Source organism: Longirhabdus pacifica (genome assembly GCF_004115085.1).
Lineage (GTDB): Bacteria > Bacillota > Bacilli > Paenibacillales > DSM-105158 > Longirhabdus > Longirhabdus pacifica.
Map to the genome: position 1 here is coordinate 160,275 of NZ_QXJP01000001.1, position 19,770 is coordinate 180,044.

The 19,770-nt window shown below is 33.8% G+C and carries 20 protein-coding genes; 17 read left to right on the forward strand and 3 right to left on the reverse strand.

Annotation, left to right across the window (positions count from 1 at the left end; genetic code table 11):
- Nucleotides 1–112 precede the first annotated feature (112 nt).
- Complete coding sequence (locus D1Z92_RS00770; protein ID WP_128893733.1) at nucleotides 113–325, forward strand: helix-turn-helix transcriptional regulator; 213 nt, start codon at nucleotides 113–115, stop codon at nucleotides 323–325.
- A gap of 236 nt (nucleotides 326–561) precedes the next feature.
- Here D1Z92_RS00770 and D1Z92_RS00775 read toward each other — a convergent pair whose 3' ends face one another.
- A complete protein-coding gene (locus D1Z92_RS00775; RefSeq protein ID WP_128893734.1) occupies nucleotides 562–1,758 on the reverse strand; it encodes a GGDEF domain-containing protein in 1,197 nt (398 codons plus the stop codon).
- A 120-nt stretch (nucleotides 1,759–1,878) separates the two neighbouring features.
- On the opposite strand from D1Z92_RS00775, the gene D1Z92_RS00780 reads away from it, so the two are divergent.
- A complete protein-coding gene (locus D1Z92_RS00780) occupies nucleotides 1,879–3,000 on the forward strand; it encodes a glycosyltransferase family 4 protein (RefSeq protein WP_128893735.1) in 1,122 nt (373 codons plus the stop codon).
- 92 nt (nucleotides 3,001–3,092) lie between these two features.
- On the opposite strand, the gene D1Z92_RS17675 is transcribed toward D1Z92_RS00780, so the two are convergent.
- Complete coding sequence (locus D1Z92_RS17675; protein ID WP_276318849.1) at nucleotides 3,093–3,227, reverse strand: hypothetical protein; 135 nt, start codon at nucleotides 3,225–3,227, stop codon at nucleotides 3,093–3,095.
- 21 nt (nucleotides 3,228–3,248) lie between these two features.
- On the reverse strand, nucleotides 3,249–4,517 hold the full coding sequence (locus D1Z92_RS00785; RefSeq protein WP_128893736.1) for a helix-turn-helix domain-containing protein: 1,269 nt from the start codon (nucleotides 4,515–4,517) through the stop codon (nucleotides 3,249–3,251).
- Nucleotides 4,518–4,904: 387 nt separating this feature from the next.
- On the opposite strand from D1Z92_RS00785, the gene D1Z92_RS00790 reads away from it, so the two are divergent.
- From D1Z92_RS00790 to D1Z92_RS00860, 15 genes are all read left to right on the forward strand, one after another.
- Nucleotides 4,905–5,858 (forward strand): hypothetical protein, encoded by a 954-nt coding sequence (locus D1Z92_RS00790; RefSeq protein ID WP_128893737.1) that lies wholly within the window; start codon nucleotides 4,905–4,907, stop codon nucleotides 5,856–5,858.
- A complete protein-coding gene (locus D1Z92_RS00795; RefSeq protein WP_128893738.1) occupies nucleotides 5,859–7,223 on the forward strand; it encodes a YcaO-like family protein in 1,365 nt (454 codons plus the stop codon).
- Nucleotides 7,224–7,235: 12 nt separating this feature from the next.
- A complete protein-coding gene (locus D1Z92_RS00800; RefSeq protein WP_128893739.1) occupies nucleotides 7,236–8,069 on the forward strand; it encodes a SagB/ThcOx family dehydrogenase in 834 nt (277 codons plus the stop codon).
- Nucleotides 8,070–8,225: 156 nt separating this feature from the next.
- Nucleotides 8,226–8,420, forward strand: a complete 195-nt coding sequence (locus D1Z92_RS00805) for a hypothetical protein (protein ID WP_128893740.1) — start codon at nucleotides 8,226–8,228, stop codon at nucleotides 8,418–8,420.
- A gap of 353 nt (nucleotides 8,421–8,773) precedes the next feature.
- The gene (locus tag D1Z92_RS00810) at nucleotides 8,774–9,622 is read left to right on the forward strand and encodes a tetratricopeptide repeat protein (protein WP_128893741.1); all 849 of its coding nucleotides are present in this window, start codon (nucleotides 8,774–8,776) and stop codon (nucleotides 9,620–9,622) included.
- Nucleotides 9,619–11,346 (forward strand): ABC transporter ATP-binding protein, encoded by a 1,728-nt coding sequence (locus tag D1Z92_RS00815; RefSeq protein ID WP_128893742.1) that lies wholly within the window; start codon nucleotides 9,619–9,621, stop codon nucleotides 11,344–11,346. Before D1Z92_RS00810 ends, D1Z92_RS00815 begins: the two co-directional genes overlap by 4 nt.
- Nucleotides 11,347–11,564: 218 nt before the next feature.
- The gene (locus D1Z92_RS00820) at nucleotides 11,565–12,089 is read left to right on the forward strand and encodes a hypothetical protein (protein WP_128893743.1); all 525 of its coding nucleotides are present in this window, start codon (nucleotides 11,565–11,567) and stop codon (nucleotides 12,087–12,089) included.
- 101 nt (nucleotides 12,090–12,190) lie between these two features.
- On the forward strand, nucleotides 12,191–12,721 hold the full coding sequence (locus D1Z92_RS00825; RefSeq protein WP_128893744.1) for a site-2 protease family protein: 531 nt from the start codon (nucleotides 12,191–12,193) through the stop codon (nucleotides 12,719–12,721).
- Between the two features lie 265 nt (nucleotides 12,722–12,986).
- Nucleotides 12,987–13,991, forward strand: coding sequence for an ABC transporter substrate-binding protein (locus D1Z92_RS00830; RefSeq protein WP_128893745.1), 1,005 nt, complete (start codon nucleotides 12,987–12,989; stop codon nucleotides 13,989–13,991).
- The gene (locus D1Z92_RS00835) at nucleotides 13,991–14,767 is read left to right on the forward strand and encodes an ABC transporter ATP-binding protein (protein WP_128893869.1); all 777 of its coding nucleotides are present in this window, start codon (nucleotides 13,991–13,993) and stop codon (nucleotides 14,765–14,767) included. The genes D1Z92_RS00830 and D1Z92_RS00835 overlap by 1 nt, the downstream gene beginning before the upstream one ends.
- Nucleotides 14,748–15,554, forward strand: coding sequence for an ABC transporter permease (locus D1Z92_RS00840; RefSeq protein ID WP_128893870.1), 807 nt, complete (start codon nucleotides 14,748–14,750; stop codon nucleotides 15,552–15,554). Before D1Z92_RS00835 ends, D1Z92_RS00840 begins: the two co-directional genes overlap by 20 nt.
- A 51-nt stretch (nucleotides 15,555–15,605) precedes the next feature.
- Nucleotides 15,606–16,127, forward strand: coding sequence for a GNAT family N-acetyltransferase (locus D1Z92_RS00845; protein WP_128893746.1), 522 nt, complete (start codon nucleotides 15,606–15,608; stop codon nucleotides 16,125–16,127).
- Between the two features lie 578 nt (nucleotides 16,128–16,705).
- Nucleotides 16,706–17,455, forward strand: coding sequence for a CRISPR-associated endoribonuclease Cas6 (gene cas6 / locus D1Z92_RS00850; protein WP_128893747.1), 750 nt, complete (start codon nucleotides 16,706–16,708; stop codon nucleotides 17,453–17,455).
- A gap of 133 nt (nucleotides 17,456–17,588) precedes the next feature.
- The gene (locus D1Z92_RS00855) at nucleotides 17,589–18,503 is read left to right on the forward strand and encodes a lysylphosphatidylglycerol synthase transmembrane domain-containing protein (protein ID WP_164931375.1); all 915 of its coding nucleotides are present in this window, start codon (nucleotides 17,589–17,591) and stop codon (nucleotides 18,501–18,503) included.
- Entirely contained in the window at nucleotides 18,500–19,717 is a 1,218-nt protein-coding gene (locus D1Z92_RS00860; protein WP_128893749.1) for a glycosyltransferase family 4 protein, read from the forward strand. The genes D1Z92_RS00855 and D1Z92_RS00860 overlap by 4 nt, the downstream gene beginning before the upstream one ends.
- The last annotated feature ends 53 nt before the right edge of the window (nucleotides 19,718–19,770 follow it).

The window sequence follows — 19,770 nt, forward strand, 5'->3', positions numbered from 1 at the left end:
GCATGAAGTAAAAGATAGAGCAATAAAGTAACAAAAGTAAATATTATATATTGCAATAGTAAAAGTGTAGTTATATAATGGAAATATATTAAAAATTAATAGGTGATGTTAAATGAAAATTTACGGTAAATCAGTAGAAATTAAAAAAGCTAGAATTTATATGGGATTATCACAAAGGGATCTTTCAAGTCTATGTGGATTGAGCCATCCGTATATTAGCTTAATTGAAAACTCAAAAAAATCCATGTCACCTAAGACGGCAAAAAAGATTAGTTCAGTATTAGAAAAAGACTGGAGGGACCTATTTTATATGCTAGAAGAGTAGTGATAATGAAGTAATACTCTAGCTATAGTACTATATTCTAGACTTAAATGTCATTTTCCTTTATGTTTTGAAAAAAATGCAAACAGAAGGACTGTCATGATTTTGTGCAACATGTTAAAGCTTCTTTCCTATTGTTCATCACCAGTTGCCATCTGTTTGCATATGATTTCTATTTCTTATGTTTTCTCGCTTTTTAACGTCTATTTTTCTTTTTTAGAATGACTTTGTTTTTATAATTAATGTCTTGAACCTTTATCTGCATGCAATTCATTCCAAGCTTTTTTGGAGTAAGCACTGACTTTGTTTTTACCACTTTTTTTAGCAATGTACATCGCTTCATCTGCTTGTTGTATCCACTGATCTATGCTCATATTTTTACGATACGGACTGTAACCAACGCTGACGGTGACAAATGTTTCTTGTTCAATTCTCTGCCGGATGTTTTCTGCTATTTGTTTGACCTTTGCTTTTGGATGGTTAAGAAGTAGGGCGATTTCTTCACCACCGTATCGACCGGCTTTCCCCAATCCTTCGCCTTCTTCTTTTATAATGTTAGCCACTAACTTCAGTGCTTCGTCTCCTTTTTGATGGCCTTCCGTATCATTCACTTGTTTAAAGTTGTCGATATCAATAAAAATAATCGCAGCTTTGGCATTCGGTTTTGCAGCACCTTGCACCTGTTTAAGAAATGCATTTTTATTGTACAGGCCGGTTAGCCCATCGCGAATTGCGGACTGGTATACAGCTTGTAACAATTCGACGACACGTTCAAATACAAACATAAACATAATGCTGTAGAATAAAATGGGCAAATAATGTTCTAGCAACGTAAGCAATTTTATATTTACGTTCGGTATGTAAGTTTGAATGACATCAATCAAATGATGAATAAAAAATATAATCAAAGCCATGTAGTATTTCACCAGCTGACCGATATGCGGCGCAATAAGCAACGTACTAACGAAAACAAGAATAAACAAATAGAGGTCTAATATAATACCATAAGGAAATGCATCGATTTGCTGTATGTCCATCGTATAGAGCTGATAGTAATATATACTAATAATGGACACCGTAATGAAAAGAATACTACCAAAAATAATATATTCTCTTTTTTTAGACCGATTGTATAATTGATATATTGCCATGTTTAAAAAAATAAAAGAAATGATGCTCAGGATTTGAGTTGCGTCATTCATGAAAGCCACAGGGGTAGTACTGAGCTGCATATACATATGGATCATGTATTGTACAATAATTAAAATGAAGGAAATAGATAACGAGTGATAAGCAGCCTTCTTACGTCGTTTTCGTAAAAGCAAGGAAGCAAATAATAGAATAGTAAGTAAAATAACGATCGTAAAGTTTGCTACAATTTCCGCGGTGCTGCCAAAGAAAACATCGTGAAAAGTAAGGGAATAAAAAGTATACATGAGTTCAGATCTCCAATTTTTTATCGTAACATGTTTATTATATCTTTCTATTCTTCATAAACTCAAGGTACAATAGGAACAGAAATTCTTGTTTTTCAATATGATAAGGGGGCCAAAAGTATGAAAATATTACAAGCATTGTTTTTTCCACCTGAACAACCGGGTGGTGTATCTTCGATGGTTCCGTTTATTCAAGAAGATTTTAAACAAAATGGATGGGAAATGGATTTGTTTTATTTGCCAAAGCGAATTCGTAATAAAGGAGTAGAGCCATACCCTTTTCAAACTTTGAATATGTCTTTATTCGAAGGCCATCCCATTGTAGATAAATATAAGCAAACGATGATGGATTACATATGGTGGACGGAAATGCGCATGAAGCAAGATTACGATGTCATTCATGCTCATCATCCGATAGCTGCATTAGTGATGAAGTATTTATTCCCTCACACCCCTGTGGTGGTGACGATTCATTCCAGCTATGAAAATGAATTATTTTTAAATCATGTCATTACAAAAGAGAGTAAAGCGTATCAATTTTTAACTTCAATTTATCATGAGTTAGAAGAAACGGTAGATCAGATTATCGTGGTATCGCATGCCTTCAAACGCTTCTTATCGCCGCATTTTACAAGACTGGATGAAATAAAGGTGCTGTATAACGGCTTTGATCAAAAGCGATTCAGACCGAGTAACCGTCGTAATGAAGTCGTTCAGCTTGTGACGTTATGCAGGCTGGTCCCTGCTAAGGGGTTAGATGTTCTAATAGAAGCTTGTTCTGAACTGAAGAAGAGAGGGCATCCTTTTATGCTGCATATTATTGGGGATGGCCCGATACGACAAAAACTAGAAGAAGAAGCACAGCGGTTGGATATGTTTGAAGAAACTATTTTTTACGGTTACATGCTGCATCCCGAACAGTTTATGCCGTTTTTTGATGTGTTTGTGCTTCCTTCAAGAGCCGAGTCATTCGGTAACGTATTTGCCGAAGCTGCGTTATGTAACTTAACGATTGTTGGAACGGAAATTGGTGGAGTGCCTGAACAAATTGAAGATGGTGTGAATGGTTTGCTCGTTCCTGTCAATGATGTTCAAGGATTAACAACTGCATTAGAGAAAGTCGTGACAGATGAGGCGTATCGTCAACAACTGGCTGATAAAGCATGGAAAAAGTCGAGTGAACATTATAGTTTAGATAGAGTCATTAAGGAACTGGAAACATTGTATAGAATGGTGAAATAATTCCGTATGAATGTATATAAAAGGAAACAGTTACTAAAACTGTTTCCTTGTTTAAGACATCTTTAATTTGCTTTTATTTGCGGTTATTCATTTTAATATTCTGTCGGTTCAGCTGTTAACAAAATAGTTTCTGCTGACAATATAGGGTTTGTATCCATAGAAATATAATTTGAGCTGAATGAAAAAGTTAGAGAACAAGCCATTATAATTAAGATCTTTTTCATCATGGTGTCAACCTCCTTCATAAATTAAATATCGTGTCTTCTTATAAGTTTATCATAGATGGTATTTAATTCATGAATAAAATAACTTCTATTGAGAATAATTTTTTCTGAAAATACAGAAAAAATTTCACTCATCGTTTTAATAAATTCATTAAATGTATGTGCGGAACCCAGTATTTCTAAACTTTTTAGATAGCTTTTTATTGCTAACTCCAGATGATTAATTTTTATATAGTAGCGTCCTTTGTTTAAATAGTATTTTCCTACATCAAGATATCTATAAGGTGTTGAGAAATCATTCAATTGCGAGGTAATCTCGTCTTCTCTAGCTAAAATTTTTTTTGCATCGTCTATTTTATCTAAGGTAATGTAAATGTCCAACAACTCATTTAAAGCATGAAATTTCATTTCATCATCTATGTTGTTTAAACATGATTCTAAAATGAATATAGAAGTGATGTAATTACGTTTTTTAGAGTTAATTATTGCTTTTTTTATTTGTGTAGCTGCTGGCACAAAATCAAATTTATAATATTCAAATATTTTCAAATGTTGCTCAACCATATCATACTTTTTTAGTGCAAGAAAAGAATTAATCATGGCTAGGTGACTATTTGCTTTTAATCTCGTATTTTCTTTTTCAATGGATAACCCTTTTTGACAGAAATAAATACAATCTTCATAGTTATGAATTGCATAAGCTTGAAGTGTCATTTTAAAATAATATAAAATTTTCTCGTATGTAGTTAAAAAAGAAATGTAATGCATTATTTCTTTGCCTTGATAATATGATTCTTCCATATGATTGAAGTCTTGCCGTTTAATTAAGTACACACTTAGCATTGCTTTTGCAATATATATTGGAACACCATGAATTCTAGCATATTTTAAAATTTCTTCAAAAATCATAAGTTTAATTTTTTGGTCGGTTATCTTTTTAGTAGTATTATATAGCATTTCAAGTGCATCATCTGTATCATGTCTAGGAGATTCTAAAATTTTCAAAACTATTTGTGAAATTGCAGTAACTTCATGAATTACTAAGCATTCAATCAATAATTTTTTTAGAACATTCGGTCTATTTTCTACTGCTAAATATTCTTTTAGTATATTCGTTAAAGGAATATCGAGAGCTTTAACTACTGAAAGTAATGTTTTTAGTTCTGGTCTTTTCGTTTCACCTGTTTCAACTCTAGAGGGAACACCGGTTGCAAGACCAGTGGTTTTCTCAAGCTGATCCAAAGTCATTCCTAGTCTTTCTCTGTGCTTTTTTACAATTAATCCAAGCGACATACAATCACTCCATTCATATTAACAAAATTTTTTTAATTTTCTAATTATATATTTTGTTACTATCCATATTACAATTTCATGTCTACTTTTTAAACTCTTAAAATTCTAACATTATAAGTTATTATTTCAATAGTTTCATAAAAAATATACTTATTAGAAAGGAGTTAAAAAATGAATGATATGAATTTTGAAATTATTAATCTTGATGAGAATCATCTCATACTAGAAGGTGTGTATTACAAAGGTGACTCCGTGAGTTCAGATCGAAAATCACATGATCCCGGTCCTGGTTGTGGTTGTTGTTGTTGTTGTTGTCCTTGTTGTTGTTGTAATTGATAATATAAATTTAGACCCCTCATTAGAGGGGTCAGGAGGTGAATGTTTATCATGAAATTTAGATTGAAATCAAATGTTCACATTATAGATATACAACCCGGTTTCGCTTTATTTTATCACTTTGGTAATCGTTATTTAATTAAAGGACAATTTGAGAGTAATGAATTTAAGGAAGTGCTTAATTTTTTATGTTCTCCAAGAACAGTAAATGAAATACAAGATAAATTTAAAATGGAGATTAGTGATTTAATAAAAAACCTTCAGCATCATAAATTGATTGAATTAATAGATGAAAGTGAGGAAAAATTTCAAAATATAGAATATAATGACGCAGTACAGTTGTTACATCATTTTTTTGAAACTCAATCCGATATTGGTTCAAGGTATACTACATTAAACACTACAAATATTGGGTGCATATGTTTCTTTCCTATAGAGGAAGAGTTGGTGCAGTCATTAAGTAATATAGGGATCGATTATATAACGCCCATTCATATGGAACAGCTTAGTGAAATAGATTTTACGAATTATCATTCGTTTATCGTAATAGGAACATGGTTTGATGCAAGAAGTTTTCAAAAAATAAATGACATTTTTTATAAGAATAAAGTTAAGTGGTTACTGTCTGTTGTTGACTCTTTTGGTGCGATAGTAGGACCTTATTTTGGAGTTGATGGTGGTCCTTGTTTTCAATGTTTATTGAGCAGAAAGTATTCAAATTTACATTACAATGATCATTATAAAACAATAGAAGATTATTTTTCAGAAAATCCTAAAGATGACTATTTATTGATGTTTAAGCAAAGACTATCAAGTATTATCACAATGGAAGTATTAAAAATGATGACGAATATGATAGATACTAGATTAATAAAAGGGTTGATAGAATTTGACTTTCTAAATCATCGCACAGAATATCATCAGTTATTAGCATCTCCTTTTTGCCAAGTATGTAGTCCTATACAAGACTCCCCACCAATTATAATATCAAGTGGAGGGATGTAAATGTACGTTCATTCGGATTTAACATACGAACACGATCTTAATAATATGGATAGCTTTATTTCTTCCAAGTATGGTTTAGTAAAGGCTCTATATTACCAAAGGGTGGAACATAAAATAGATAAAGAAAAAATATTTGTAATTAGCACGCCTTCTAATGATAGTTATCATGTACTTGGGTATAAAGTGGATATTGTTAATGGATCGGGTGCGGGAATAAATAAAAAACAAACAATCATATCTGCAATAGGGGAGCATATTGAAAGATACAGTGGTACATTTATAAGAGATAATAGAATGGTAAAAAATAAAACTTATCTGGAAATGCAACAGCAGTTTAATGAACAATTAGTTTTATCTCCATCAGTAGATTTAAATTTGTATGCTGAGTTTCAATACAAAACTGATTTATACAAAAAAAAAAATATAGTACCTTTTACAGATAATGCAAAGATTAATTGGATTAAAGGCATGAATTTATTGACAAAAAAAGATATTTATGTACCAGTGGATTTTATTTCACTTAAGATGATCAAGCATACTCAGAATGTTAATATTCCAACTTCAAGTGGCTTGGCATGTGGAAGCAGCAGAGAGAGTGCATTGTTAAACGGAATTTATGAAGTATTAGAAAGAGATGCTTTTTGCTTTAGATGGTGGACTCAGACAAGTTGTCCTATAGTAAGGGAGCAAGATATTCAGGATACTCATGTTCGTTCTTTAATGAATAATGGTAAAAGTAAATTGTATATACTTGATGCTACAACGGATTTGAAAATTCCAGTATTTATAGGGATGATCTCTAATGAAAAAGGAAGCAACCTTCCATCAAGGGTTTTAGGTGCTGCTTGTCATATTGACCCACAAAAGGCCCTTAATAAGGCGGTTATTGAGACGTTACATACTTATGGTTGGGCCCAGAGTATGTATCATGACAGTATTGGTATAGAATATGAAAATTATGATGAGAAGGTTATGAGCTTTGATGACCATGTGAAATTATACTCGAAAGATGAATATGCGGAAAAAGCAGATATCTTATTACAAAAAAATAAATACTCAACTATAAATAAGTACAATCTATGTAATGATTTCAATAATGAGAGAGAGGAACTAAATTTTGTTTTGAGTATGCTAGAAAAAAAAGGATATGAACCTATAGCTGTTAATTTAACTACAAGAGATATACAATCTGTAGGCCTTCATGTGTATAGAGTTTATATTCCAGGTCTTATACAACTTGATGGTCCTCACGCTTTTAGGCATTGGGGAGGGAAAAGATTATATCATTTAAAACAAGAGATGGGTCTGATTGATCGTGAATTAACGATACATGATTTAAGTCAAGTTCCTCATCCGTTTCCTTAGGAGGTTTGTTTAATGCCAATAATACATGATAAAAGAAAAATTGATGGTTATTTATATCCAAAGCATGAAAGTATCGGATTGCAATTTTATTATGACTCACGATTTATACCGTTAATTTCGAATGAAGATATGGCGAGAATAAATTTATATTTAAATCAAAACTTTGTAGAGAAAAATGCTGGCAATTTTAAAGCATACGATGTAACAGATAATGTTTTCCTCACACCATCATTTGAAGAAGTGGATATGAAGCTAAATAAAGCTATATTAACAAGACGTACAAAACGTAATTTTCAAAACGTTATGTTATCTAAAGAGGAAATTTCAAACCTTATTTGTCTCACCTATGGTATTCATCAACAACGTTATATTCATTTCGATAAACCAGATGGAACGGAAGTTAAACATTATATGAGAACCGTGCCATCCCCTGGTGCTCTTTACCCATTGGAACTATATGTGGTAATCAATAATGTGCAGGATATACCAAAAGGATTATATCACTATCATATTATGGATAAAAAATTGGAGTTGTTGAAAAGTGGGGATATGACTGAAGATCTTAACAAAATTTATGATGAGAGATCAGAACAAATAAATAATGCAAGTGCGGTAATTATTACAACAGGAATTTTTGAAAGAGTCATTGAAAAGTATGGTGAAAGAGGATGGAGGTTTCTTTTTTTAGAAGCTGGTCATTTAAATCAAAACATGGCATTAGTTAGCACAGCATTAAATATAGGTATTCATCATATAGGTGGGGGGTACGATAATTTGATCTCTGAATTTTTAGGAATAGATGGAATTCAAGAAGGACCTCTTTATACGGCTTATATAGGAAAATAAATTCTTTGAAAACGAAAAGTTACATGGTTTTTAGCATTCTTTATGTAGGACTTCAGATTTATTAAATATATTGGCTTTAGCGAACATGTAGCAGTAATAAGTGAAGAGTATATTAATACATGTTCGCTATTTATATTTTTTAATGAGGAGGGCAATATGTTAGAATTTATTTTCACTTTTATTTTTGCGTTATTGATAGTTTATTTTATCTCTATGCCATTATTTCTTGTCTTACATGAATTAGGCCACGCTATACCTTTGCATAAAGCATCATACGGAAAAATGACTATTAAGCTTGGTTTTCCAATAAAAAATGGAATAAATATTGGAAAAAAATGCGCTTCGGAATAAATTTTTATATTAATCCTACATGTTTTATCATTCCTATTCAAGGGATAATATTCGTTGAAAATTGGATAGTTTAAATAAAAAACAAAAAAATTTTTCTATAATTGGTGGTCCTATAATTTCATTTTTGTTGTTAGTCTTTTTTTGTTTTTCTTCCCATTCCCTTTTTTATACGATACGTTGTGATGTCAAGTGGTATTTCATTACTATTTCAATTGTTTTTTACCGCTTTTCCTATGATATATTTGGAAAGGGATACGCATCTAAGTGAAGCGATGGGATGCGGCTTAAACGTACTCTGAAAAATGAATAATTTATTTAAAAAGGTTAATTTTTAAGAATAAGGAGAGAGCAGGTTGTACAGTGATTATAAAAGAGAAGCATACGAGGAATGGCATCATGGTCGAATAGTTAACGCAATAAATAAATTAACGCAACATATAAATACTAATCCTTATGATGGTGAAGCCATGCTATCGTTGGGACTACTTTTTCTTCAAAACTATCAATTTGAAGCATCTTGCAAGCAATTTTTTAACATACTTAAGATTAACCCTTATGATCAATCAGCTAGAGAGTATTTGACGCTATATCATCATCGTATTAGAGAATATAACATATTAAAAGAACAGAACTATTTGATTATTACTAAAAGCGATCATGATATTAGGGAGCTCATTAATAAGAGCATAAAATATATTAGTCAGTCGTATAAGGTTGAATTCCCCCCTTGTGTGATTTTTCACGGATTTAGAAGTCAGAATGCAGCGTATACATATGGACGTCCTATACATAAAGCAATTCATTTTAGAGATGATGTAACAGAAAATCAAGTTTTACATGAATTAGCACATGTTTTCTTTGAACATTTATTTCTTGTTTTTGCAGAAGGGATGGCGGTTTATATTGAAAAATCATTTTTTGGAGATGCAAAAAATAGAATCCCAGATTATGACTTTTTATTAAGTGTATACAAGGAATCATTTTTTCACCATACTCATTTTTATACACATTATTCTAAATCGTATAATGAATCTTTTTTTTTCTTGATTTCACTTATAAAAGAATATGGCTTTGATACGATTAAAACCTTTTATGAAAGAACGAGAGGGATGGTTCTTTTTAGTCAAATTGATAGTGTATTTCAAGAAATTTTTGAAAAAAATATGAAAAATTATCTGTTAACATTGAGGGGTTCAAAATGAAAAGGAGTAAAAATCTAAGAATATTAATGTCAGAAGGTCAATTATCTAAAAAGCTGTTTACTATTGGTATATTACTAAATTTAATACAAGTTATTGTCATGTTATTGATTCCATGGCTTGCTCAATTCTTCATTGATTCTTTTATTAATAAAGAACCTTTTATGTATGAACTGGTATTAATTATATTTTTATCATTAATACAAATGATAAGTGGAGGAATAGCTTATTTTATTTTATCTACAATAGGAATTAACGTAGTTGCAAACTTACGAAAAAAATTATGGAACAAAGTGTTATCTTTACCTATGACATATTATGATAATCAAAATTCGGGTTCGACTGTTAGTAGAATAACCAATGATACATCTTCAATCATGAGTTTAATATCTTATCATTTGGTTAATTTTATAGTAAACTCAATAACAATCATAGGTGCCATTTCATTTCTATTGATACTAGATTGGCAGATGACGCTATTGATGATAGTTATTTTACCTTTAATTGCTTTAGTAATCATCCCTCTTGGCAAGAAAATCTATCATATTTCTAAGTATATACAAGATCAATATGCTACGTTAACAAAAAAATTAATGCAAGCATTAGGTGAAATTAAATTGGTTAAGTCATCTAACTCTGAAAATTACGAAAAAGAGAATGGAAATCATTCAATCGAATCGGTTGCAGCTAGTGCTATATCTTTATCAAAAATATATGCATTTTACTATCCTTTCATGAACTTAATTGTAAGCTTGTTGACGTTTGTAATAATTGGAGTTGGCATCTATCGTCTCTCCATGGGTTTTTTAACAGCAGGTGAATTAGTCTCTTATATGTTATATTTATTTAGAGTGACTATGCCAGTTACACAAATGGGAACATTTTTTAATGAGATTCAACGTACTCGTGGAGCAACAGAAAGAATATCAGAATTGCTAAAGGAAACAGATGAAGATAGTTCTGAATCAATTACATGTATTGGTGACACTATAGATTTTACAGGAGATATACATTTTAAAAATGTAAATTTTGTGTACGATAGAAAAGATATTCTCAACAACATTTCTTTAAATATACCCGCAGGTAAAGTTATTGCAATTGTAGGTCCTAGTGGAAGTGGGAAATCTACTATCTTTTCCTTGTTACAAAAATATTATCATCCTGTCAGTGGGGAAATATATATTGACGGAGTTTCAGTGAAAAAAGTTTCTAATGGAAATCTAAGATCACATATTGGTTATGTTTTGCAAGAATCACCAATCATAGATGGTACAATACTTGAAAATTTGACATATGGTATTAATAGAGCAGTAACAAAAGATGATATTGATGTCAGTTTGCGATTATCTCATTCTAAACAATTTATTAACGAATTTCCTGATGGGATAAGTACCATTGTCGGGGAAAGAGGTTTGAAACTATCTGGTGGACAAAAGCAAAGAATTTCAATAGCAAGAATTTTCTTGAAAAAAACACCGATTGTCCTTTTAGATGAAGCAACTTCTAATGTTGATCCAGACTCTGAAGAAGTCATTCAAAAAGGCGTACAGAATTTAATTGCAGATAGAACAACAATCATTATTGCACATCGACTCTCTACTGTCATGCATGCGGATCTCATTTATGTATTAGAGCAAGGAAATATCACTGGTTCTGGAACACATACTGAACTTATGAGAAATAATGAATATTATAAAGCATTTGTTAACAAACATCAGTATACATGAAGTGTTTACTCTCTGTGTTAATTACCATTTAAAGGTAGTAAAAAAATTATTCTTAGCTTAAATTATCATGTGGATTTTTACTGGTTCCTGTTAAAAATGTTACAACAGCAATTGAAGTAGAAATGAATAGACATGTATAAGTAGGCATGCAGCTGTTTTCTTCCATAAGAGGATAAGTGTGTATGACTATGTAACATACATGTAAGGAGGAATATATCATGAGTTTTTGGATGGAGTTTGTGCTTATTGGGCTAATCATTTATTTTGTTATGCTGCCATTATTTCTAGTTTTACATGAGTTAGGTCATGCTATACCGTTGTATAAAGTATCCTATGGGAAAATGCTTATAGAGATTGGTTTCCCAATTAGAAATTGGAATAAATATTGGAAAGTAAGGTTGTTAGGGATAGATTATCATATCAATCCCACATGCTTTATTATCCCGAATCAAGGAATTATATACGTTAAAAACTGGGATGTTTTAAGTAAAAAACAAAAAGCTTTCTCTGCTATCGGTGGTCCTCTCGTTTCCATTGCAATCTTTGTTTCATGTTGCCTCTTGCTTTTTCTTCCTATTCCTACTTATATAAAACAACTAGCGACGGGAAGTGCAATTGCTATTCTTCCTCAAATCATATTTACAGCAGTACCTATGGTATATACGGAAAGATTTTTTGGGAAAGGTTATGCTTCACTTCCTAGTGATGGGATGAGGTTTATACGTATTCTTAAAAATGAATAATCCATATAAATAAACATGTATAAATGGTCATGCAGCATTGTTCTTTTATGAGAGGATAGGTGTGCATGACTATGTCACATGCATGTAAGGAGGAATATATCATGAGTTTTTGGATGGAATTTGTGCTTATAGGGCTAATTATTTATTTTGTCATGCTTCCTTTATCTGTAGTTTTACATGAGTTAGGCCATGCTATACCGTTGTATAGAGTATCCTATGGGAAAATGCTTATAGAGATTGGTTTCCCGATTAGAAACTGGGATAAATATTGGAAAGTAAGGTGCGCTGGGATAGAATTTCACATCAACCCTACATGCTTTATCATCCCGAATCAAGGAATTATATACGTTAAAAACTGGGATGTTTTAAGTAAAAAACAAAAAGCTTTCTCTGCTATCGGTGGTCCTCTCGTTTCCATTGCAATCTTTGTTTTATGTTGCTTCTTGCTTTTTCTGCCTATTCCTCCTTTTATTAAACACCTAGCGACGGGAAGTGCAATTTCTATTCTACCTCAAATCATATTTACAGCAGTACCTATGGAATATACCGAAAGATTTTTTGGAAAAGAATATGCTGGTATAGTTAAATATAGTGATGGAATGCGGCTTCTACTTATTTTAAAAAACAAGTAAGCTTAAAATTGGCTCTAAAATGCAACATACATAATTAAAATCTACCTATTCACTTCAAACAAAATACAACACCTCCCTTTTCCTATTCACCAATGAGCTAGTGTACTCATATGTTAAACATAATACATAAGTTGAATGAACTTATTCGTACAACTTATACCACTATGCATGAGATGGAGAAATCTCCATATCACAACCTTTACGCCTGGCAACTGAGGTGTAAACTTCTATTCCATCATATATAGGTTTGAAGGGAGTGCTTTCGTTGAAAAAAATCATATGTACGTTGTCATTATGCGTTATATTGGCATTCAGTTTAACCAGCTGTACGAGTGAAGATACCAATACAGAACAAAGAATTAGCGTGGCTGAAGTGACACGCTCGTTATTTTATGCCCCTTTCTATGTAGCGATACAGGAAGGTTTTTTTGTTGAGAAAGGACTAAATATTGAACTTACCACCACTTGGGGTGGAGATAAAACGATGACCACCTTATTAGCCAACGGTGCAGATATTGCGCTTATCGGTGCCGAAACTACGATCTATGTGTACGCACAGGATGCGGTAGATCCCGTCATTAATTTTGCTCAGCTCACACAAACCGACGGTACATTCCTCGTAGCAAGAAATAAAGCGGATGATTTTTCTTGGGATGATGTGAAAGGCAGTACGTTCCTCGGACAGCGAAAAGGCGGCATGCCACAAATGGTCGGTGAATATGTACTGAAACAAAAAGGAATCGATCCACAAGAAGATCTGGAGCTTATTCAAAATATAGAGTTTGCCAATATTGCTAGTGCTTTTGCGACGGGTACAGGAGATTACGTACAGTTATTTGAGCCGCAAGCTAGCGTGTTTGAAAAAGAAGGAGTCGGGCATGTTGTCGCCTCTTTTGGTTTGGAATCTGGCTTCGTTCCTTACACCGTATTCATGGCAAAACAAAGTTATATGGAAGAAAACGAAGAGGTGACCTCCAATTTTACCGCTGCGCTACATGAAGGTCAAAAGTGGGTGCAAAATCATACGGCACAAGAAATAGCAGACGTTGTGGCGCCATATTTCGAAGATATTGAAGCTTCCATCATGGTTACGGTCATTGATCGCTACAAACAACAAGGGTCGTATGCGGAACATCCCCTGCTGGATGAAAAAGAATGGAATCACTTGCAAGATATAATGCAAGAAGCGGGCGAATTGCCAGAATGGGTGGAGCATGAGGTTTTAGTTAACACTTCTTTTGCCAACACATCGCTGGAGCAGTCAGAGTGATGAGCTTCGTTACGATCGAAAACATTTCCCATGTTTATATCAAGCAGGCTACTACTTTGCTTGCATTAGAAGAGATTAACTTGGCTATTCAACAAGGCGAATTCATTTCTTTCCTTGGTCCAAGTGGGTGTGGAAAATCTACGTTGCTATCCATCATTAGCGGATTGTTAAAACCGACTTTTGGGAGTGTGAAGTTGGAAGGAGAACGGGTTGTCAAACCTTCCAAACATATCGGACATATGTTCCAACAAGACTTCTTGCTGCCATGGAAAACGATCGAAGAAAACAGCTGGCTAGGCCATAAGATTATGGGAACACTCGACGCAAGTATTAAAGAAGAAGTACACCAACTACTAGCGGCAATGGGGCTTGGGGATGTGTATAAAAAATATCCGCATGAACTTTCAGGAGGAATGAGACAGCGCGTTGCGTTAGTGCGTACCATTGCAGTCAAACCTAAACTAGTTTTATTAGACGAAGCTTTTTCTGCATTAGATGTCGTGACGAAATTACAACTTGAAAATATGACGCAACACATACTAGAAAAGCACCAGATGACGAGTATTCTCGTGACCCACGATTTTCAAGAAGCGATTGCCATGTCGGATCGCGTTGTACTTCTTCATCATAACCCTGGCCGCATTAGAAAAATATTTGAAGTTCCGATAGAACTGCGTCGTCTCGATCCTGTAGATGCTAGAAATCACTACATGTTCACAGAACTTAGTCAAGAAATATGGGAGGCTCTAAACCGTGATGGAACAGCAACAGCTTAACACATTGCAAAGAGCACAGAAGCGGAAACAGCAACGTGAACGCCAAGTCATTCTCCTCACACAGATAAGCATCTTAGTCGGTGGTATAGGACTGTGGGAACTTGCTGCTAGACTAGCATGGATCGATCCTTTACTATTTAGCATGCCGTCAAAAATAGCCCTGCTGTTTTGGGAAAAATGGAACGATGGGAGCTTATGGATTCATATGTCTGTCACGCTATATGAAACGATTGCTGGTTTTTTGCTCGGAACATTATTCGGTGTCATGATCGCCACCATGTTATGGTGGTCTCCTTTTTTGTCGCGCGTCCTCGATCCGTACCTCGTCATTTTTAACGCCATGCCAAAAGTAGCCTTGGGTCCGATGATCATCGTTGCATTTGGTCCTACCCAAACTTCCATTATCGCGATGGGTATTCTCATCTGTGTCATCATTACGACGCTTGTCGTCTATGCTGGATTTAAAGAAGTCGATGTAAATAAACTAAAAGTCATTCAAACATTCGGAGGAAATAAGCTGCAACTGTACACACAGGTTGTACTTCCTGCTACTGTACCGATTATTATTTCTGCCTTAAAAGTAAATGTAGGCTTAGCGTGGGTTGGTGTCATCGTCGGTGAATTTCTCGTTTCAAAAGAAGGTCTAGGCTATCTTATTATCTACGGATTTCAAGTATTTCAGTTTACACTGGTGATGCTCAGCATGATTATTATCGCCATCTTTGCCACGATCATGTATCAACTCATCTACATTCTCGAAAAATATGTAGTTAAAAATAACAAATAAATTACTAATACATGGTATAATGGGTGGAGCGATAGTATGGGGGGTAGATGAATGAAGGATGTTTTGGTTACTACTACAAGTCAGACCATTTCATTAAAGCTGGCGGATAATTCAGGTCACACCATAATGAAAAACTTATTGTCACTTTACTTGCACGACCTTTCAAAGTACATGGATGATCTGGAATTAAATGAACAAGGGCTATACGAGTATGACGGGTTATATTTATATTTTGAAAAAAACGATTTGTTACCATACTTTATTATGCTTGATGATAAAGTGATAGGTTTTATGTTACTCAGCTTACCTCCGTTTGCTCCTTGTGATGCTGACTTCTATGTGAATGAGATTTTTATTTTGAAGAAATATCGGAGACATGGCTATGGTAGTCAAGCCGTCCATCACATTTTTAAACGGTATAAAGGAAATTACTTTATATTTCAATCACAAAAAAATAAAGAAGCAATAGACTTTTGGAAAAAAACATTAAATCAAGCAGACATTCAATATGAAGAAATGATCAAAGATATTGACGGGGAAAGGTGTTTAGTGCAAATATTTGATATCTCATAAACTTTTTATATAAAATTTACATTATTATTTACTTTAAACTTTTTATTAAATGAAATATAATAAACACAGATGGTGATTTGTTAAATCTTAAGAACAGGATTTACAATATTTCCAACTGTAAGTAGTTCATACTTCACAGCCTTACACGTCGGTGTATGAAGTGGATATGATGCTTAGTCCAATAATATTTTACCTTAAAGCGTCGTTTTGCTTTAAGGTTCTTTTTGTTATAGAAAATATTTTAATATATAGCTATGATTGTTTTTCACAATTATATATAATAAGGATAATAAAAATGTCATTGTCATTTTCTTCATTACATAGGGAGGGATGCTTTATCGAACACAGCAATCAGGATGATCATTTTGTTTGTGGTAGATGTGATGCAAAGTTTCATATTAAGGATAGAGTGACGATGAAAGATGAGGACAAATGTTTTCAATTGTGTAGAACTTGTTTTATTATTATATGGGAGAAATCAGAAATAAAGAAATAAGAATTTTCTGTATTATGAAAATAAAGTAAAGTGAACAGATGAAATTAACAATTACTGGACATTGTCGTGAGAGGATGAAATAATGAGACTTAGACTTACTTTTCGTTGCAGTCATCAAAAACCACTAGTATTACCGATAGATTATCATAGTTTGTTACAAGGCTTTATTTATAAAGCATTGGAAGATGAACATTTTGCTACCTTTTTACATGATGAAGGATATACACATGACAATCGTTCATTTAAATTATTTACGTTCAGTCGTTTGTATGGAAAATATACGATACATAAGCAAAAGAAGCAGATCATATTTACAGATGAAGTCGTATTGTATATTAGCTCAATTTTACCATCCTTTATTCAACTGTTAGGACAGACTCTAACAACCTCTTCTTCTCTTCATTTGCATCATCAACGCATCACGACGGAATCATTGGAATATGAAAAGGTAGAAATAAAGGATAACGTTTGTGTCATTAAAATGTTATCTCCCATTACGGTGCATAGCACGTTTGTCAATCATCAGCAGAAAAAAATAACGCAATATTATGATCCAGAAGATGCAGCGTTCTCTCATCTCGTTTCTACTAATATAATGAAAAAGTACGCCGCATATTATAATGAAGAAGCGGCTGGTACACTACATATTAAACCTATACATGTGACAAAAAGAGACAAGGTCATCACAAGGTTTAGAGGATTTATTATCGCAGCCTGGAACGGAACGTATGAGCTGGAAGGAGATGCTGCGCTTATTCAGTTTGCCCATGCAGTGGGTCTAGGCTCTAGAAATGCACAAGGATTCGGTATGTTTGAGAAGATTTCAACATAATGGTTAGACATGCATTATATTCATGCTACATGCAGTGAATAATATAAGGTATGGACATATTTAACTTAACATGTAACTGTAGATTTTATCGTAGATGTAACGGTGACTTCACGAGAGGTAGGGGATGTTGTACTTGAAGGTAAAGAAAAAATCGCTATTGAATTACTTGAAATTACTCTCCGCCCTCATCATTATATATTTTTTAGTTCAACAAGTGAGTAAAAATGTAGACGAGATTTTTTTGTATGTGAAAACGATAAATGGATGGTTTTTTTCTTCTCTAGCCGTTTTTACGCTTTTTTTAATGATGCAAGGATGGAATTGGATTCAAATATTGAACTATCCTCATCGACATATAGCAGTGTCTCGCGGGTTACATATTTATATCAACTCACAATTTGCAAAATATATCCCAGGAGGTGTTTGGAACTATATAGGTAGAGTGATGCTCACATCAGCAGAAGGGGTTTCTGTCCCTCATCAGATGGCTACCATCTTTTATGAACATGTCCTGTTAATTACGGCTGCTGCTATTTACGGACTGTATTTATTATATGAAATAGGTTATATCTCAGAGCTCATCATCATATGGATCGGCATAAGTGCTTTTTTATTTCACTTTTTTTACACGCCTCTTACTTCATTTATAAATAGAAAGTTAAGCAAAATAAAAAAGATAAATAACATCACGTGGACACTTCCAAGGAACAAATTTTACCTTTTTCTGATATACTTTCTGATAAGCCATTTTGTGATGGGTTTATCGTATTGGATGTTGATTAGAAGTTTTTACATTACCGATATCTCGCTGTTTTATGCTGCTGGAACGTTCGCTCTAGCATGGCTGATTGGGCTGTTAAGTCCCTTGCCAGGTGGATTAGGAGTGAGAGAAGGGATGCTGCTTTATTTTCTTTCGTTTTACGTGGACAGTAGCGTAGCATTACAAATCGCCATCATTTCTCGCATTTGGAATATATGTGGTGAAATATTATTTTATATTATCGCTAATAGTTGGGCAACCATAAAGAAAGGTTGGAAGTACACATGAAGGATCGAAAAATGCTTTTGGTCACGGGGGTTTTCTTGCCAGGAATAGGGGGAATGCAAAATTATTATTCTCATTTATGCAAAAATTCTGGACAGAATGTCACGGTTTTAGCGCCTCATTATGAGGGCGATGAGCAATTTGACGCGAAACAGCCTTACCGCATTATACGGGGCGATTTTTTTCGAGATGAAAAAGTAAATGTGACAAGTTGGATTAAGCTCTTCCGCAAGACAAACCGTGTCATTAAGCAAGAGAAAATTGAAGTCACGATGTACGGATACATTCTTATTGGTCTTATTGGTTGGATTTTTAACGTGTTATTCGGTAGAAAATATATGGTATCCACGCACGGAAAAGACGTACTAGAGTTTAAACACATTCCAGTGTTAAGCATGATAGCGAAAATGATTTTAAAAAGAGCGCATCGCGTCGTTGCCAATAGTCAATATACGAAGCGCATCGTGATGAGTTACGGGGTTTCCCCACATAAAATAGATATCGTCAATCCAGGTGTAGCGTCCATACCGGGTAAAAAAGAAAAGAATCAAGATCTGATAGAAAAATATAAGTTGGAAAATAAGTTTGTGTTGCTGAGCGTGTCGCGTCTAGTGCGGAGAAAAGGACATGACAAAGTCATTGAAGCTCTGCCTGGGATAGTACGTGCTGTACCGAATGCAGTATACGTCATCGTAGGAGATGGACCAGAACGAGAACGGTTAGAGCAGCTTGCGATAACCCATAACGTTGGGGAGCATATCGTATTCGTTGGAAAACTAGGTGATGAAAAAGAAGTAGAGCATTTCTATCATTTATGTGATGTATTTATTATGGTGAGCAGACAGCTCAAAGTAAAAGGGGACGTAGAAGGATTTGGCATCGTCTACTTAGAAGCGGCAAGCTGTGTGAAGCCTGTTATCGCTGGGGATTCAGGTGGTGTATCCGAAGCTGTGTTGCATCAAAAGACCGGATTGCTCGTAGATCCTTTGCATCGTGATGGCATTGTAGATGCCGTGACCACCATGCATGCAGATCCTGCGTTAAGAGATAGGATAGCACAACAGGCGTATGAACGTGTAACAAGACAATTCACGTATTCTATTTTGGCGAAACAATTTGATCAAGTGATAGAGAAAGCTTGCGATGTGGAAGGATACTATAAAGGCATCATCGGTAGAAGAACGTCAAAACAATCAAAGCCGCGGCTCCCTATTTAGTGGAGCTTTTTTTGTTATGAACATTGTAGTGTGTTGAAGTGTATAAATTGGTG

Coding starts and splice junctions, on each gene's coding strand:
- D1Z92_RS00785 (WP_128893736.1), bottom strand. CDS start 4,517: ATGTCGCTTGGATTAATTGTAAAAAAGCACAGAGAAAGACTAGGAATG.
- cas6 (WP_128893747.1), top strand. CDS start 16,706: ATGAGACTTAGACTTACTTTTCGTTGCAGTCATCAAAAACCACTAGTA.
- D1Z92_RS00825 (WP_128893744.1), top strand. CDS start 12,191: ATGAGTTTTTGGATGGAATTTGTGCTTATAGGGCTAATTATTTATTTT.
- D1Z92_RS17675 (WP_276318849.1), bottom strand. CDS start 3,227: ATGATGAAAAAGATCTTAATTATAATGGCTTGTTCTCTAACTTTTTCA.
- D1Z92_RS00780 (WP_128893735.1), top strand. CDS start 1,879: ATGAAAATATTACAAGCATTGTTTTTTCCACCTGAACAACCGGGTGGT.
- D1Z92_RS00770 (WP_128893733.1), top strand. CDS start 113: ATGAAAATTTACGGTAAATCAGTAGAAATTAAAAAAGCTAGAATTTAT.
- D1Z92_RS00775 (WP_128893734.1), bottom strand. CDS start 1,758: ATGTATACTTTTTATTCCCTTACTTTTCACGATGTTTTCTTTGGCAGC.
- D1Z92_RS00835 (WP_128893869.1), top strand. CDS start 13,991: ATGAGCTTCGTTACGATCGAAAACATTTCCCATGTTTATATCAAGCAG.
- D1Z92_RS00860 (WP_128893749.1), top strand. CDS start 18,500: ATGAAGGATCGAAAAATGCTTTTGGTCACGGGGGTTTTCTTGCCAGGA.
- D1Z92_RS00845 (WP_128893746.1), top strand. CDS start 15,606: ATGAAGGATGTTTTGGTTACTACTACAAGTCAGACCATTTCATTAAAG.
- D1Z92_RS00790 (WP_128893737.1), top strand. CDS start 4,905: ATGAAATTTAGATTGAAATCAAATGTTCACATTATAGATATACAACCC.
- D1Z92_RS00800 (WP_128893739.1), top strand. CDS start 7,236: ATGCCAATAATACATGATAAAAGAAAAATTGATGGTTATTTATATCCA.
- D1Z92_RS00815 (WP_128893742.1), top strand. CDS start 9,619: ATGAAAAGGAGTAAAAATCTAAGAATATTAATGTCAGAAGGTCAATTA.
- D1Z92_RS00805 (WP_128893740.1), top strand. CDS start 8,226: ATGTTAGAATTTATTTTCACTTTTATTTTTGCGTTATTGATAGTTTAT.
- D1Z92_RS00840 (WP_128893870.1), top strand. CDS start 14,748: ATGGAACAGCAACAGCTTAACACATTGCAAAGAGCACAGAAGCGGAAA.
- D1Z92_RS00795 (WP_128893738.1), top strand. CDS start 5,859: ATGTACGTTCATTCGGATTTAACATACGAACACGATCTTAATAATATG.
- D1Z92_RS00820 (WP_128893743.1), top strand. CDS start 11,565: ATGAGTTTTTGGATGGAGTTTGTGCTTATTGGGCTAATCATTTATTTT.